Origin of the sequence: Actinokineospora cianjurensis, assembly GCF_003663795.1 — a bacterium.
GTDB classification, from domain to species: domain Bacteria; phylum Actinomycetota; class Actinomycetes; order Mycobacteriales; family Pseudonocardiaceae; genus Actinokineospora; species Actinokineospora terrae.
Genome location: NZ_RCDD01000009.1, coordinates 13,572 through 29,805 on the forward strand (window position 1 = coordinate 13,572; position 16,234 = coordinate 29,805).

Annotated in this window: 14 protein-coding genes; 10 read left to right on the forward strand and 4 right to left on the reverse strand. The window is 72.2% G+C overall.

The window, feature by feature from the left end; translation table 11 throughout:
* Window positions 1–103: 103 nt before the first annotated feature.
* The 4 genes from CLV68_RS30945 to CLV68_RS30960 form a co-directional block, all read right to left on the reverse strand.
* On the reverse strand, window positions 104–1,285 hold the full coding sequence (locus CLV68_RS30945; RefSeq protein WP_121394545.1) for a GNAT family N-acetyltransferase: 1,182 nt from the start codon (window positions 1,283–1,285) through the stop codon (window positions 104–106).
* Between the two features lie 45 nt (window positions 1,286–1,330).
* Window positions 1,331–1,756 carry a cupin domain-containing protein gene (locus CLV68_RS30950; protein WP_211346831.1) on the reverse strand — a complete coding sequence of 142 codons (426 nt, stop codon included), beginning with the start codon at window positions 1,754–1,756 and terminating at the stop codon, window positions 1,331–1,333.
* Window positions 1,757–1,843: 87 nt separating this feature from the next.
* Window positions 1,844–3,046 (reverse strand): MFS transporter, encoded by a 1,203-nt coding sequence (locus CLV68_RS30955; protein ID WP_121394546.1) that lies wholly within the window; start codon window positions 3,044–3,046, stop codon window positions 1,844–1,846.
* Between the two features lie 200 nt (window positions 3,047–3,246).
* Complete coding sequence (locus tag CLV68_RS30960) at window positions 3,247–3,543, reverse strand: putative quinol monooxygenase (RefSeq protein WP_092784449.1); 297 nt, start codon at window positions 3,541–3,543, stop codon at window positions 3,247–3,249.
* A gap of 185 nt (window positions 3,544–3,728) precedes the next feature.
* Between CLV68_RS30960 and CLV68_RS30965 the strand changes: the two genes are divergently transcribed.
* From CLV68_RS30965 to CLV68_RS31010, 10 genes are all read left to right on the forward strand, one after another.
* Window positions 3,729–5,126: a bifunctional transcriptional activator/DNA repair enzyme AdaA gene (locus CLV68_RS30965; protein ID WP_121394547.1), complete on the forward strand. Its 1,398-nt coding sequence runs from the start codon at window positions 3,729–3,731 to the stop codon at window positions 5,124–5,126.
* A 14-nt stretch (window positions 5,127–5,140) separates the two neighbouring features.
* Complete coding sequence (locus CLV68_RS30970; protein ID WP_121394548.1) at window positions 5,141–5,968, forward strand: isocitrate lyase/PEP mutase family protein; 828 nt, start codon at window positions 5,141–5,143, stop codon at window positions 5,966–5,968.
* A gap of 241 nt (window positions 5,969–6,209) precedes the next feature.
* A complete protein-coding gene (locus tag CLV68_RS30975; protein ID WP_121394549.1) occupies window positions 6,210–7,418 on the forward strand; it encodes an acyl-CoA dehydrogenase family protein in 1,209 nt (402 codons plus the stop codon).
* 101 nt (window positions 7,419–7,519) lie between these two features.
* A complete protein-coding gene (locus CLV68_RS30980; RefSeq protein ID WP_121394550.1) occupies window positions 7,520–9,196 on the forward strand; it encodes a peptide ABC transporter substrate-binding protein in 1,677 nt (558 codons plus the stop codon).
* Window positions 9,197–9,253: 57 nt separating this feature from the next.
* Window positions 9,254–10,588, forward strand: coding sequence for a SidA/IucD/PvdA family monooxygenase (locus CLV68_RS30985; RefSeq protein ID WP_121394551.1), 1,335 nt, complete (start codon window positions 9,254–9,256; stop codon window positions 10,586–10,588).
* Window positions 10,585–12,135, forward strand: coding sequence for a class I tRNA ligase family protein (locus tag CLV68_RS30990; RefSeq protein WP_121394552.1), 1,551 nt, complete (start codon window positions 10,585–10,587; stop codon window positions 12,133–12,135). The genes CLV68_RS30985 and CLV68_RS30990 overlap by 4 nt, the downstream gene beginning before the upstream one ends.
* Complete coding sequence (locus CLV68_RS30995; RefSeq protein WP_211346832.1) at window positions 12,132–13,223, forward strand: FAD-dependent oxidoreductase; 1,092 nt, start codon at window positions 12,132–12,134, stop codon at window positions 13,221–13,223. The genes CLV68_RS30990 and CLV68_RS30995 overlap by 4 nt, the downstream gene beginning before the upstream one ends.
* A complete protein-coding gene (locus CLV68_RS31000) occupies window positions 13,220–14,536 on the forward strand; it encodes an ATP-grasp domain-containing protein (protein WP_121394553.1) in 1,317 nt (438 codons plus the stop codon). The genes CLV68_RS30995 and CLV68_RS31000 overlap by 4 nt, the downstream gene beginning before the upstream one ends.
* Entirely contained in the window at window positions 14,533–14,880 is a 348-nt protein-coding gene (locus tag CLV68_RS31005) for an avidin-fold protein (protein WP_121394554.1), read from the forward strand. The genes CLV68_RS31000 and CLV68_RS31005 overlap by 4 nt, the downstream gene beginning before the upstream one ends.
* Window positions 14,877–16,232: an FAD-binding oxidoreductase gene (locus tag CLV68_RS31010; protein WP_121394555.1), complete on the forward strand. Its 1,356-nt coding sequence runs from the start codon at window positions 14,877–14,879 to the stop codon at window positions 16,230–16,232. The genes CLV68_RS31005 and CLV68_RS31010 overlap by 4 nt, the downstream gene beginning before the upstream one ends.
* Window positions 16,233–16,234: the final 2 nt, after the last annotated feature.

A 16,234-nucleotide genomic window follows, 5' to 3' on the forward strand; every position in this document is an offset into this window, starting at 1 on the left:
CAACTCCGGCGGTGGCCGCGGCCGGACACGGAGAGTCGCCGAACGCGCGGGTGCCGACGACGTGTCGACACCCGCGCGAGTCCGGCGCGCGACTACCTCGGCATCAGCCTCGGCCGAAGGCGTGCGGTGTGCGCCGGGGGAGTAGGGCCCGCAGTTGTGCGGCGGCGTCGGGCGGGATGTCGCCGAGGCCGCGCGCGACGACGTCGACCGGGTCCAGCACGCCGTAGGCCAGACCCGACAGGCCCGCGGCGGTGAGCGTGGCCCGCGGGTTCGTGGCCGGGCCGACCTCGATCGCCCCGCTGGTGCCGTCCAGCAGGTACCGGCCGTCCAGCAGGTGGTCGTCGACGACCTCGATCTCGACCCGCCCGGGGCCGCCCGCCACCCCGTGCAGCGCGTCCAGCGAGAGCAGGCGGGTCATCAGCGGTGGGGACGTGGGGAACGCGACCTCGGTCGAGGTCGCGACGGTCAGGGCGGTCGCCCAGGTCTCGGGGTGCTCGTCGGGGGCGATGGTCAGCTCGACCCGCGTCACCTGGTGGGTGTGCTGCGCCAGGAACCGCAGCAGCAGCGCCCGGCCGAGCGCGTCGCGGTAGAGCAGCTCGTCGGCGATCAACCGGCCGCCGTAGCCCTCGACGCGGTAGGTGAGGACGCCGACGACCTCCCCGTCCGCCCTGGCGGTCGCCAGCCAGCTCGTCGCCGGGTCCAGCACCCGGACCGCGCGGTAGTCCGGTGTGTACATGAACCCGTGCCGCTCCGCGAGCAGGAGCCGTTGGAACGCCCGGTAGTCCTCGAAACCGTCCTTGATGGACTGCCAGGTGACCTCGCCGGGCAGGTCGACCGCCGGCAGCGGTGCCAGGCCCTCGGGCGGGAACGTCGCCGTGCGGTTGAGCGGCAACCCGATGTAGCCGAACTTCTCGTAGTACGACGGGTGGAACGGGTAGAGCGCGGCCAGCAGGTGTCCTTTGTCGAGCATGTCGCCGTGCAGGCGGTGCATCAACCCGCGGCTGTGGCCCTGCCTGCGCGCGCCGGGGTGGGTGGCGACCCAGGCGATACCCGCCATCGGGTGGACCGTGCCGCGCAGGTTCTGGTGCGTCGGGATCGCGGTGGCGGTGGCCACCGTCCGGCCGCCCTCCTCGACGACCAGCGTGTGGTTCCCCTCGTGGTAGGGCAGTGTGGCGCGCAGCCCCTCGGCCGACCCGGCCGAGGGCGTCTCGTCGAAGGCGTACGGGTAGAGGGTGAAGGCGGTGTCCAGCCGCTCCTCGCCCGAGACCTGACGGATGGTGCTCATGTGCGGACTGCCTTTCCTGAGCTGGGTGCCCTTCGCGGGCGGGGGCTACCGAGTGGTCTCGGGGGCTTGGCCGTGTCTGGCCAGGAAGCCCTCGGACATCTCGGCGTCCCACCAGATCCCGTAGTACTCGAAGTCACCGGGGGTGTCGTTGACGACCTTGTGCGTGCAGCCGGGGGGCAGCCGCACGACGTCACCGGCGACGAAGTCGTGCCGCGTGCCGTCGACGTCCAACTCGGCGGTCCCGGTCAGGGCGATGAAGATCTCGTACTCGTGGTGCGCGTGCGGGGTGGACTCGTCGCCCGAGCGCAGGACGCACCACGCGCCCTCGAACGGCGCGTTGAGCGCGGCCCAGGGCAGCAGGCGCTGGGAGTCCAGCCCGTACGCCCTCGTGAGGTTGTCCCGGTCCAGGTTGCGGATCTCGATCGTGTGGATGTCGACCGTGCTGTTCTCGATTGTGCTGTTCTCGACCATGTCGTGCACCTCCACGGCAGCCGTTGTGGCCACCTATCGGGGTTTTTGGGCAGGCTGAAGACAGCCACTGCCGGTTTGTGTTCTGACTCAGGCGGTTCGGGGGACCCGCATGCCGAGGAACGCGCACAGGGCCGCGACCATCGCGAGCCCGCCGCACAGCCACCAGACGCCGTTGCCCAGCCCGATCCACGCGGCCACGCCGAACAGCGGTCCGAGCGCCATGCCCAGGCCGAACATGGTCTGGTGCGCGCTGATGTAGCGGGACTTCACCGCGGCGGGGAACGACGAGGGGTAGGCGAACATCGTCGGCCCGTTGATCATGATGCCGAACACGAACACCACCGTGCAGGCGATGAGCGCGGCCGCCGATCCGCCGCTGATCCCGAACCCGGCCACGCCGAGTCCCATGAGGACGGTGCCCGCGGTCGCCGCGACGTGGCCGGGCCAGCGCGTGACGTAGGTGGTGATCTTCAGCTCGCACAGGATCAGCACCGCGGACGCGGTCACCAGCACCGCGCTGTAGAGGCCGGTGGAGTGGCCATCGGAGCTGATCTTCAGCGGCAGGGACACGGTGTACTGGACGTAGATGATGGTGCCGAGCACCACCGAGGCGAGGAAGAACCAGAACCGCCCGTCCCGCAACACGATCCCGTACGCCACGCGGGTGCCGGTCTTCTCCTGGCGCTCGACCCGGATGTCGGGCAGCAGCCAGCGGGCCAGGCAGGCGTAGGCCAGCGCGGTCGCGGCGTCGAACCACAGCAGCAGGTCCCAGTCGAGCAGCACCAGCCCGGCGGCGATCAGCGGGCTCAGCGCGGCACCGAGGTTGAGCGCGATGCGCATCATCGAGAAGCCGAGGACGCGGACGTCGTCGGGCATCAGGTCGCTCAACAGGACGGCGGCCGCGGGCCGGTAGCTCTGCGTCGCCATTCCCGCCAGCAGCAGCGCGGCCAGCAGCACGGCGAACAGCGCGGGGGTGGCGAGGAAGGGCACGACGGTCAGGATCGCCGCGGAGCCGAGCATCGCGGCGGTGATGGTGGCGCGCGGGCCGATCCGGTGCACCAGCTCCCCGCCGATGAGCCCGCCCACGATGGACCCGACGCTGTAGGCGGCGATCGCGGCACCGGCCTGCCCGGCGGAGAAGCCGCGGAAGACCAGGTACAGCACCATGAACGTCTGGACGAACGCGCCGAACTGGTTGACCAGCACGCCGCCGAGCAGGTACCGCACGGGGGTCGGGGTGCGGCGCAGTGCGGCCAGGACACCCGGGGGTGTGGTGGTGGTCGCGGTCACGGCGGTTCCTCCAGCTGGGTCGGTGGCACCCCGGGCGGGGCAAGGAGAGTGGAAACAGCGGGATGCGCGGTCCCCATCGCATCGGGTCGGCGAGTTGACCGGGAGGGTTGGCCCCGCCGGAGAATCAAAGTTGCGGTGTTGGGCCCAACGCGGTTCGGCCGGACGCGCGGATCGCTCGCGTCCGGCCGAACCGGGTGGGCTCAGTGCTCCAGGACCAGCTCGTGGTCGATCTCCACGAACTCCAGGATCAGGTCGGCGAACTCGCCCGCGATCAACTCCTGGTAGGCCGCCGACCCGGTGTGCGCGTCGTAGGCGGCCTGGTCGGCGAAGTGCTCGACGAACAGCAGGAAGTCCGGTCTCGCCGGGTCCCGGTAGACCCGGAACGACAGCGTGCCGTCCTCCACCCCGGGCCCGGACGGCGCGAACCGCCGCACGACCGCCTCCGCCTCGGCCTGCCTGCCCGGCTGGAGGGGGATGGGAAACACCTTGGCCAGCATGGGGAACCCTCTCTTCTGCTCCGACGCGCACACCCGAGGCGGCGCTGGTCAGCGCCCACTGTGCCCAGCGGGCGGCGCGCCGTCTGGCCGGATCCGGACATGATCACCGCGCGGTGCCGACCCCGCCGGTGATCTGTGGCGGATGTGGCTGGCGCTCGCGACCCGGATCGCCTAAACCTGGGGGTATGACGACGTTCTCGGCGGTGGTGACCACGGGGATCTACTGCAGACCGGGGTGCGGTGCCAAGCCGCTGGCGGAGAACGTGCGGACCTTCGAGCTCGCGGCGCACGCCGAGGCCGCCGGGTTCCGCGCGTGCCTGCGGTGCCGCCCGTACCGGGTGGCCGGGCCGGTCGCCGCGGACGCCCCGGAGCTGGTCTGCCGGGCGGTGCAGCTGATCATCGCGGGCGCGCTGGACAGCGGGACCGAGGCGGCGCTCGGGGCCAGGCTCGCGTTGTCGCCGCGGCACCTGCGCAGGCTGTTCCACGAGCACCTCGGCGTGACGCCGAACCAGCTGGCCAGGTCGCGGCGGGCGCACTTCGCGCGCAGGCTGCTCGACGACTCCGACCTGACCGTGGCCGACGTGGCCTTCGCCGCCGGGTTCGGCAGCGTCCGCCAGTTCAACCGGGAGATGCGCCTGGTGTTCCGGGCCTCCCCGGTCGAGCTGCGCGACCGGCGCCGCCGCGCGGACCGGCTGGTCGCCGACGGGGGACTGGTGATGCGGCTGCCGTTCACCCCGCCGCTGCACTGGGACGCGCTGCTGGGGTTCCTGTCCGCCCGCGCCGTGCCCGGGGTGGAGTCGGTGCGCGACGGCGTCTACCGCCGCACGATCAGCCTCGACGGCGAGGCCGGGGTCCTGGAGGTCCGCCGGGGCGGGCCGGACCACCTGCTGCTGTGGGCGCACCTGCCGTTCTGGGAGGGCCTGATCCACGTCGTCGAACGCGTCGCGCGGGTCTTCGGTGTCGACGCCGACCTGGCCCCGGCCGAGGCGGCGCTCGCGGACGACCCGGTGATCGGCCCGTTGATCGCGGCACGCCCCGGTCTGCGCGTTCCCGGTGCGTGGGGCGTGTTCGAGGTCGCCGTGGACGCGGTGCTGGGCCAACACAGCCCCCGCGCCGAGGTCCGCGCCCAGCTCGCCGCCCTGGTGGCGGCCGCGGGCAGCCCGGTCCACGGCCTCGACGGCGGCCTGACGCACCTGTTCCCGTCGGCGACCACGCTCGCCGACGCGGACCTGCTCTCCCTGGGGCTCCCGGACACCGCGGCCACGACGCTGCGCGCCTTCGCCACCGCCGTCGCCGCCGACGAGACCCTGCTGGACGCCGGTGCGACGCTCGCCGACCTCACCCGACGGCTCCGCGCCCAACCCGGCATCACCGCGGCCACCGCCCACCACATCGCCCTGCGCCTGGGCCATCCGGACGCCTTCCCGGACACCGTCGCCGCCCGCACGACAACCGATCCCGAACGCTGGCGCCCCTGGCGGGCTCTCGCGGCGATCCACCTGATCACGGCGGGGGAGCCGGGCCGCGAAGCGCCCGCCGACACCGCCCTGGGAACCTGGACGCCGCACCGAGTCGGAACCTGAGGAGAACACCACACATGGACGACATCCAGCGGGGTCGCGCGGAGACCCTGCGCGCCCTGCACGACGGCACCCTGGTGCTGCCCAACGCCTGGGACGCCGCCAGCGCCGCGGTGATCGCGCTGGCAGGCGCCACCGCGATCGCCACCACCAGCGGTGGCGTCGCCTGGTCCGCGGGCAGGCCGGACGGGCACGGCCTGACCAGGGCCGAGATGGCCGAGCTGGTCGGCAGGATCGCCGGTGCCGTAGACGTCCCGGTCACCGCCGACATCGAGGGCGGCTACGGCCCGGCGCCGCAGGACGTCGCCGAGACCGTGACCGCCGTCGTCGCCGCGGGCGCGGTCGGGATCAACCTGGAGGACTCGCAGGCCCCCGGCGGCCCGCTGTTCGACGCCCAGGCGCAGGCCGAGCGGGTCGCCGCGGCCCGCGCCGCCGCCACCGAGGCGGGGCTGCCGGAGCTCTGGATCAACATCCGGACCGACGTCTACCTCTTCGGCATCGGTGAGCCGGAAGGGCGTCTTGCCGACGTGCTGGCCAGGGCCGAGGCGTACGCGGCCGCGGGCGCCGACAGCCTGTTCGTGCCGGGCCTGGTCGACCTGGACACGCTCGCGGAGCTGGTCAAGGAGAGCCCACTGCCGGTGAACGTGATGGTGTGGCCGGGCGCGCCGACGGTCGCCGAGCTGGTGGCGGTGGGCGTGCGCCGGGTCAGCGTCGGCACCGCCACCGCGCAGGCCGCCTACGCGGTCGCGCACCGGGCCGCGGTGGAACTGCTGGAGCAGGGCACCTACGAGTCGCTGGCCGGTGGGTTGGACTTCGGGGTGCTCAACAACGCCGTGACGCGCTGACGCCACCGCCACCGAGGGCCGCGGCCGGGACGATCAGTCCTGGTCGCGGCCCTTCCCCTTTCTGTCTACAATGGATTCACCGCACTGGCTCCACCACAGTCCCGCGCGCGCATTCTGTGTATGGCCGCGCGGTTGATTTTCTCCGGCGGCCAATGGTTGCTGTCAATTTCGCGGCCGGCTTGACTCACTTCCCAGGCCGGAACGTCGGCACGGTGCGAGGTCGGTGAGGAAGTGGTGCGTCATGGCAGCGGCTGGGTTGGCCGAGGGCATCGGCGAGGTGGTGGCACCGGGAGGCGCCGCCGAGATCCTGGACCGGGCGAGGGCGCTCGCGCCGGTCCTGCGGGAGCGGGCCGAGGAGATCGAACGGGAGCGCAGACTCCCGCCGGACGTGGTGGAGTCCCTGCGCGCCACCGGCGTGTTCCGGATGGGCTTCGCCCGCGACTGGGGCGGTCCCGAGCTGGACTCGGTCCAGCAGACCGAGGTGATCGAGGCGCTCGCCCACGGTGACGCCGCGGCGGGCTGGTGCGCGATGATCGGCTCGGACACCGGGCTGTACGCCGGGTTCCTCGACCGCCCGGTCGCCGAGCGGATGTTCCCCAGCCTGGACATGGTGACCGCGGGGCTGCTGTTCCCCAACGGCCGCGCCGAGGCCGTGCCGGGCGGGCTGCGGGTCACCGGCCGCTGGCAGTTCGGCAGCGGCGTCACCCACGCCGACTGGGTCATCTCCGGCGCGTTCCGCTACCGCGACGGCGTCCCCGAGCCGGGCCCCGACGGCAGCACGCACGGGTCGGTGCTGGTCATGGTGCCGCGCGCGCAGGTCGAGGTGCTCGACACCTGGCACACCACCGGGTTGGCGGGCAGCGGCAGCTGCGACTACACCATCACCGACGTGTTCGTCCCCACCGAGCACACCTTCACCTTCGCCGACGTGCGCGGCGCCACCGGGTTGCTGGCCCACCCCGAGGTGCACATGCGCAACATGCCGGGCGTCGCGCTCGGTGTCGCCCGCGCCGCGCTCGACCACACCAGGGACGCCGCCGTCGCCGCCGGTCGCGCGGAGGACTACCGCACCCAGATCACCCTCGCCGACTGCGAGGCCGACTTCGCCGCCACCCGCCAGGGCGTGTACGGGGCGTTGCGCCGCCAGCACGAGGTCCTGGCCACCGGCGGAACACTCGACGACCTGACCGCGCTGGAGCGCGCCGCTCTCCCGCTGTCGCGGCGGCACGCGTTCCGCACCGCTCGGTCGATCGTCACCCGCCTCTACGACCTCACGCAGACCTCGGCGATCTACCGGCCGTCACCGCTGGACCGCTGGCTGCGCGACACGACCACCATGTGCCAGCACATCGTGGCCCAGGACCGGATCCTGCAAACCGCCGGTGCCCACCTGCTCGGCGCCCGGCCGTCGTTCCCGCTGGCCCTGGGCATCACCCCGCCCCAGCGCTGAGCCCGTCAGCTCGGCGTCTGCGCTCGTAGACCTATTCCGATCAGAACCCCTTCCCCGAGTACCCCCTTCCCCGAGTACCCCCATGTCGAAAGTAGGGACAGATGCGCAAGTTCCCGGCCGCCGTGTGCGCGGCCACGGTGCTGAGCCTGTTGCTCGGCGCGTGCACCAGCGGTGGTGACACCGCGGCGCCGTCCAGCGCGGCGCCCACCACCGCGTCACCGAAACAGGCAGCCGCCACCCCCGTCGACAACGACGTGGTCATCAGCTACAGCGAGACCGAGCCGGCGAACGCGCTGGTGCCGGGCAACACCACCGAGGTCGGCGGCATCAGCGTGCTGGGCGCGCTGTTCCGCGGCCTCGTCGAGTACGACCCCACCACCGCCCAGCCGCGGCCCGCGGTCGCGGAGTCCATCACCACCACCGACTCCAAGGTGTGGTCCATCAAGGTCAAGCCGAACTGGGTGTTCCAGGACGGCAGCAAGGTGACCGCGCACAGCTTCGTCGACGCCTGGAACTACACCGCGTACTCGCCGAACCTGATGAAGAGCGCCAGCTACATGGCCAACATCGAGGGCTTCAAGCAGGTCAACAACGCGACCCCGGACGGCAAGCAGCCCGCGGACCTGCCGCCTGCCAAGCAGATGTCGGGTCTGCGGGTGGTCGACGACCAGAACTTCACCGTGACGCTCGACGCGCCGTTCTCCGGGTTCGACCTGCGCCTGGGCTACGCCGCGTTCTACCCGATGCCCGCCGTCTTCTTCAGCGACCGCAAGGCTTTCGAGGCGCACCCGGTGGGCAACGGGCCGTTCCGGTTCGTCTCCTACACCAAGGGCAGCAACCTGCTGGTCAAGCGGTTCGACGGCTACGGCGGGACGCGCAAGGCCAACATCGGCGGCATCGACTACCGCTTCTACACCGACCTGGACAAGGCGTACGCCGACGTCCTGGCCGACAAGCTCGACTTCCTGTCCTTCACCCCGTGGAGCGCCACCCAGGGCAACAAGATCGAGAAGGACCTGCCGCAGACCCGCCGGGTCACCTACAAGTACCTGGGCTACCAGGCGATCGCGTTCCCGATGTTCGACAAGCGCTACGCCAGCCCTGCGCTGCGCCAGGCGATCTCGATGGCCATCGACCGGCCCGCCCTGATCAAGCGCATCTTCAACGGCGGCCGCACCCCGGCCGACGGCCTGGTGCCGCCGAACGTGCGCGGCTACATCCCCAACCAGTGCGGCGAGCTGTGCACCTACCAGCCGGAGAAGGCCAAGAAGCTGTTCGACTCCGTCGGCTTCCAGGGCCCGATCACCCTGGCCTCCAATGTGGACTCCGGCAACCAGGAGTGGGTGGAGGTCGTCTGCGAGTCCATCCAGCGGACGCTGGGGCACCCGTGCGAGTTCCAGCCGCAGAAGACCCTCGGCGAGTTCCGCGCCGCGCTCAACAACCGCACCATCACCTCGGTGTACCGCACCGCCTGGGTCGCGGGTTTCCCGTCCATCGAGAACTTCCTCAACCCGCTGTTCCGCACCAACGGCGCCTCCAACGTCGGCCAGTACGCCAACCCGAAGGTCGACGACCTGTTGACCAGGGCCGACGCCGCCCCCTCGACGCAGCAGGCCGACGCGCTCTACCAGGAGGCCGAGCGGATCGCCCTGCAGGACATGCAGACCATCCCCATCTGGTACCAGTCGGCCACCGCCGCGTGGTCGTCGCGGCTGCGCGAGGTCAAGCCGACGCTGTTCCGCGAGCTCGACTTCTTCTCCGTCACCGTCACCAAGTAGACCCCGCGCCCCAGCGGGCGCGGCCGAGGCGCCGCGCCCGTCGAGAAAGGTACCCCTGTGTCTGTGCACGACGTGGATGTCCTGATGATCGGCGCTGGTCCGTCGAACCTCGCCCTCGCCGTCGCCCTGGAGGAGTGCGGGTCGCCGGAACTGGCGGCGGGCTCGATGATCCTCGAGCAGCACGAGGACGTGAAGTGGCACCGCAACCTGCTGCTGCCGTGGACCCGCAGCCAGGTGTCGTACGTGAAGGACCTGGTGACCCTGCGCAACCCGCGCAGCCGCTTCTCCTTCCTCAACTTCCTGCACGAGCGCGGTGAGCTCGACGAGTTCGTCAACCTCGGCACGTTCAACCCGTTCCGCTGGCAGCTGTCCACCTACCAGCAGTGGGTGGCCGACACCCTGGACAACGTCCAGGTGCGCTACCAGGCCCGCGCCGAGCGGATCCTGCCGATCCACGCCGAGGACAGCGCGCTGATCGGGTTCGCCGTCACGCTGTCCACTGGCGACACCGTGCTCTGTCGTGACTTGGTGCTCGGCGCGGGTCGGGACCCGTTCGTGCCCGAGGTGTTCCGCGGCCTGCCCGCGCAACGGGTCGTGCACAGCACCCAGTACGGCGGTCGGGTCGCCGCCGCGGCGGCGCTGGCCAGGCCGGGCAAGCCGATGCGGCCGGTGGTCGTCGGTGGGGCGCAGAGCGCGGCCGAGGTGTTCATGGCGCTGCACCAGGACGCGCCGGGTTCGTCGCCGGTGATGCTGCTGCGCTCGATCGCGCTGAAGGACTACCAGACCAGCAAGTTCGTCAACGAGCTGTTCTTCCCATCCTTCGTCGACGAGTTCTTCGCCATGCCCGAGCCCGCCAGGGCCAAGGTGCTCGCCGAGATGCACCTGACCAACTACGCGGGCCTCGCCCCGCCCTTCCTCGACGAGCTCTACACGATGGTCTACCGGCAGAAGATGCTCGGCCAGCCGGTCTCCACCATCCGCGGCCTCACCGACGTCGTCGACGCCCGCGTCGAGTCCACACCGGACGGTGGCGAGGAGGTGGTGCTCGACGTGCGCGACCTCAAGAGCGGCCGGGTGGACCAGGTCCGGTGCGACGCGGTGTTCCTCGGCACCGGCTTCGACTCCCGGATGCCCGCGATGGTGCGCGACCTGGCCGAGTCCATCGACCTGGCCGAGATCACCGTCGACCGCCGCTACCGGGTCGACCTCGGCGCGGGCGCCAGGGCGGGCCTGTACCTGCAGGGCGTCAACGAGGCGACGCACGGCATCTCCGACTCGCTGATCAGCGTGCTGGCGCAGCGCTCGGCCGACATCGCCGGTGACATCCTGGACCGCCGCGCCGCCGACCTCGGTGTCCTGCCGGGCGACCAGGCGGTGGTGGTGCCGGTATGAGCCGACCACCTGCCGAACCCGCCCGCCCGAGCAGGACGGTGGTGATCTCGCCCGCCCCCACCGCGAACGGCGACCTGCACCTCGGGCACATCGCCGGGCCGTTCCTCGCCGCCGACGTGCACACCAGGTACGCCCGGTCGCAGGGCCGGGACGTGGCCCTGGGCACCGGGTTCCAGGACACCTCGACGTTCGTGGTCACCACCGCGCTGCGCCGCGGTGTCCGACCGGAGGAGCTGGTGGCCAACTCGGCCGCGCAGATCCAGTCGACCTTGCTGGCCATGGGGATCGGTGTCGACGGCTACACCGGCGACGACGACCGGTTCACCAAGTGGGTCGTCGACTTCCTCGGCAGGCTGCACGCGGCGGGCCGCCTGGAACTGCGATCCGTGCGGTTCCCGTACTCCGAGCGGACCGGCCAGTTCCTCGTGGACGGTTTCGCGTCCGGTGGCTGCCCGGAGTGCCTGGCCGACGGTTGTGCGGGGCTGTGCGAGAGCTGCGGACACCTGGTGGCCGCGGGCGATCTCATCGACGTCAAGTCCACACTGGACCCTGACGACCCGGTGACGTTGCGCGAGGTCGACGTGCTCGTGTTCCCGGTCGAGCGCTACCGCGAACAGCTCCGGGAGCACTTCGAGGCGCATGTGAACGGTATGCGGCCGCACATGGCCCAGGCCATGGCGCGGATGCTGTCCCAGCCGTTGCCGGACTTCCCGGTGACGTACCCGATCCAGTGGGGCATCCCGGTTCCGTTCGCGGAGGTCGCCGGGCAGGTCGTCAACCCCAACGCCGAGGCGATGGCGTGGAGCATGCACTGCTCGACGCTGGCGGCTCAGCAGCGGGGCGGCGCGCTCACCGGCGAGGACGAACTGTGGCTGGCGGGCAGCGGGTCGGAGGTCGTGTACTTCCTCGGGTTCGACAACATCTACCCGTTCGCGGTCGCCGGCCCGGCGATGCTGCTGGCCTTCGGCGGGCACTACGACCTGCCGACCCGGTACCTCACCAACGAGTTCTACGAGCTGGACCACCAGAAGTTCTCCACCAGCCGCGGCCACGTCGTGTCCGGTCGGGACCTGGTCACCGAGGTGCCCCGGGACCTGATCCGGTTCGCCCTGGCCGCGACCAGCCCGGAGCACCAGCGGACCAGCTTCAGCCGGGACGCGCTGACGCGGATCAGCGAGACCCGCTTGGTGGGCCCGTGGAACCGGATCGCCGACCGGGTGGACACCTACGTCGGCAGCACGTTCCCGGTGTCCGCCAGGTCCCGCCGCGCGGCGGCTCGCGTGTCGTCGCGGTTCGCCGAGTCCTACGAACTGGCGGGGTTCAGCCTCAACCGCGCGGCGGAGGCGATCAGCGACCACCTCGCCAGGCTCGACCGCTGGCAGCCGACCGACGCCGAGGCGGGTGACTTCTGCTTCGAGGTCGCCCACCTCCTGCGGTCGGCCGCCCCGATCCTCATCGACCTGGCGGCCGACGTCCTCGACACGGCCGAGGCCGCCACCATCACCCCGGTCGCGTTGCCGCGGCTGACGGTGGAGGTCGGCCGATGAGCCAGGGCACCCGACAGGGGGACGCGGCGCGGGTCGTGGTGGTCGGCGCCGGTGTCACCGGGCTGCTCGCCGCGGTCCGGTGCGTGCTCGCCGGGCACCGGGTGGTGCTGGTGGAACGCGGATCGATCCCGCACCCCGGGTCGACCTCGTTCGACCAGCACCGCGCCCTGCGCGCCCTCGCCGCGGGCGACCCGGTCGGCACGAGCCGGTCGGCGGTGCTGCACAGCCGCTGGCGCGAGCTGGACGAGCTGCTGCGCGACCACCTGTCGGGTGCCCACCTCTACCGCCGCGTCGGCGTCATGACCGCGCTGCCCCCCGACGCCGTGGCCCCGGCCGTCGCCACCGCCGAGGCCACCGGCCTGCCCGTCCGCTTCGTCGACCCGGCCGACTACCCGCACGTCGGCTTCCCCTCCGACAGCGAGGTCCTCCTCGAACCGCGCGCCGGAGTGCTGTTGGCCGACCGCGTCCTGCACGCGGCGACCCGCTGGCTCCGGCGCCACCCGCTGGCGGACCTGCGGCCCGGCACCGAGGTCGTCGCCGTGCGACCGGACGGCCGGGTGCGGCTCGCCGACGGCACGACCGAGTCCGGCGACGTCGTGCTCCTCACGGCGGGACCCTGGTCGGCGGCCCTGGTCGACCTCCCCGTCACCCTCCACTGCCAGACGATGGTCTACCTGCGCCCGCCGCCCGAGTTGGCCCACACCTGGGCGAGCACCCCCATCGCGGGCGGCATCGGCACCGACGCGACGTCCTGGCTCCTACCGTCGGTCGCGGGCACACTGCTCAAGATCAGCACCGACGCCGTCCGCCGGGAGGTCACCGCGCTGACCGACCCCGGCGCCGACGAGCCGTGGACCGACCGCGTGCTCGCGGCGGCCGTCGTGTCCGAAGTGGACAGATACCGCGTGGTGCGCGCCCGGCACTGCCACTACGCGACCGCCGCGGACGGCGAGACCGGGTTCGTCCAGGTCGGCCCCGCCGTCTGGGCGCGCCCCACCAGCGGCGGCGCCGGTTTCCGCACCGCACCCCAGGCCGTGGACGCCGTCCTCGGCCCGCTCCTCCCCTCCACACCCCGGGACACCCCATGACCAGGAACGCCCCCGGCGCGCTGCTCGTGATCGGCAGCGGCCTCAAGCTCTACCGCGAGTACATCGTCCGCGCCTTCGCCGACCGGGTCCACGCGGCCGGGCTCCGGCTGGTGCTCATCAACAACCTGCGGCCCACCTGGCAGCACGACTACTTCGACGACATCACCGTGGTCAACGTCTTCGACCACCAGCTGCTCGCCGAGACCGCGCGCGAACTCGCGACCCGGTACACGGTCAACGGGCTGGTGTGCTGGGACGAACCGCTGGTCATGCCCGCCGCGGAGCTGGCGGCCGAGTTCGGCGTGCCCGGCCTGAGCATCCCCGGTGTGCACGGCTGCCGCGACAAGCACAGCTCCCGCAGCCGCCTGACCGAGGCCGGCCTGCTGCAACCCGGCTTCGAGCTGGTCCCCGACCTCGACCACGCCCGCGTCGCCGCCGCCCGCATCGGCTACCCGGTGGTCGTCAAGCCGCGGGCCCTCGGCGCCAGCATGGGCGTCTCGCTCGCCGCCGACGAGCGCGAACTCGAGTTCGCCTACCGGGTCGCGCACGAGGCCAGCCTGATCGGCGACGAGCCCTACCGCGGCGGGGCGATCATCGAGGGCTTCGCCGACGGGCCCGAGATCAGCGTCGACGCCGCCGTGCACAAGGGCGAGTACCTGCCGATGTTCCTGGCCCGCAAGAGCACCGGGATGCCGCCGTTCTTCGAGGAGACCGGGCACGTCGTCGACTCGGACGACCCGCTGCTGGCCGACGAGGCGCTCATGGGCGCGCTGGCCACCGCGCACCAGGTGCTGGGTATCGAGGACGGCATCACCCACACCGAGGTCCGGCTGACCGCCCGCGGCCCGGTGATCATCGAGGTCAACGGCCGCCTCGGCGGTGACCTGATCCCGTTCCTCGGCCAGGTCGCCACCGGGGTCGAGCCGGGCAGCGTGCTCTTCGACGTCGCCACCGGCCAGCGGCCCGACCTCACCCAGACCAGGGCGGGTGTCGCGGGCATCCGCTTCGGCTACCCCGACCACGACTGCGTCGTGCGCTCGGTGACCGTCCCCGAGCAGTCCGCCGGGCTGGTCCTCGCCTCCCGGATGGTCGACCCGGGGACCACGCTGCGGCTGCCGCCCGGCGGCTACATCGCCCGCCACTCGTTCGTCGTCTGCGCCGGACCGGACCCCCGCACCTGCGCCCGCCGCCTCGACGCCGCGGCCGCCCTGGTCGAGTTGGACGCCGACCCGGTCGACCCGCCGCCCGCGAGCACCCCGCTGACCATGCCCGCCGGGCTGCTGGACGTGGACGACCTGGACGGGGACCGATGAGCATCGACTACAACGGCCGCCGGTTCCGCGCGCTGGGCGTGCGCGGCGGCACCTGCGCCGAGTACAGCCAGCGCGACGACCTGGTCTGGGCGGTGTTCGAGGGCGGGCACATCCGCCGCGGCACCGTCACCGGCACCTGCGACGACCGCGGCGTCCTGCGGCTGGCCTACACGATGGTGCTGGAGACCGGCGAGGTGATCTCCGGGCACAGCACGAACACGCCGCGGCGGGTCGGCGGCACCCTGGTGCTGCACGAGGTCTGGGAGCGCTACGGCGAGCACGCCGCCCGCGGTGTGTCCTACCTCGAAGAGGTCCCCGCCGAGCCCGGGGGAGTGGCGCGATGACCGACTGGCGCAAGCTCCAGGCCCTCGTGGACGGCCACCTCCGGTTCCCCGGTGACCCCGGTTTCACCGACGCGGGCGTCGCCCTGAACCAGCGGTACGCCGACGTCCAGCCCACGGCCGTCCTCTCTGTCGCGCACGCCGGTGACGTCGCCAAGGCCGTCGACTGGGCGCGCGCCGAGTCGGTGCCTCTTGTCGCGCGCGGGGGCGGTCACAGTTACGCGGGCTTCTCCTCCGCGCCCGGCCTGGTTCTGGACCTGCGTGGACTCTCGACGGTCCACTACGACGAGAACACTGGGCAGGTGACCGTAGGCGGCGGTACGCCGATGAAAGCCCTCTACGCGGCTCTACAGCCCTACGACGTCACTTTCCCCCTAGGCAACTCCGACACCGTCAGCATCGGCGGCCTGACCCTCGGCGGTGGCGTCACCTCGATCTCCCGCGCGCACGGTCTCACCTGCGACGCCTTGCTCTCCACCGACGTCGTGCTCGCAGACGGGACCACGGTCACCGCTTCGGAGCGTGAACACCCCGACCTGTTCTGGGCGTGCCGCGGCGGCGGTGGCGGCAACTTCGGCGTCAACACGAGCTTCACCTTCCAGACCCGCCCGGCCCCGGCCGGGTCGACCTGCCTGGTGCTGTGGTCGTGGCCGCACGCGGTCGAGGTGCTCGCGGTGATGCAGGAGGTCATGCGGACGGCGCCGAACGGGTTCTCCGCCCGCATCGGCATCGCCCGCTCCTCCGGCGAGGACGGCGTCGTGTCCGTCGTCGGCCACCACCTCGGACCGGCCGCGGAACTGCGGGAACTGCTGGCGCCCGCGCACGCCGTCGCCCGGCCGTACCGCTGCGACATCGAGGACCGCGACTTCTGGTCCGCGGCGACCTACCTGCACCACGACAGCGTCGGCGGGGCGTTCGCCGCCCGGAACCGGTGCACGCCGCACTCGGTCGACGACGCCGGGCTCGCCGCCCTGGTCCGCGCCGTGGACCGGTGGCCGGGCAGCGGCAACCCGGACGGGGCGGGCGCCGCGCTGTTCGCGTGGGGCGGGGCGATCAACGACGTCCCGGTCACCGACACCGCGTTCCCGCACCGCGACACCCGGTTCCTGCTCAGCCTCGACACCTCCTGGGCCCGCACGGACGGCCCCGAGGTCGTCCGGGCCAACCTGGACTGGCTGCACGGCCTGCACGCGGAGTCCGCGGCGTTCGCCACCGACGCGTCCTACGTGAACTTCACCGATCCAGACCTCGACGACTGGCGGTGGGCCTACTACGGGCCCAACGCGGGCAGGCTCGCCGAGGTCAAACGGCGCTACGACCCCGACCGGTTCCTCACCTCCCCGCAAGCGGTGTGACC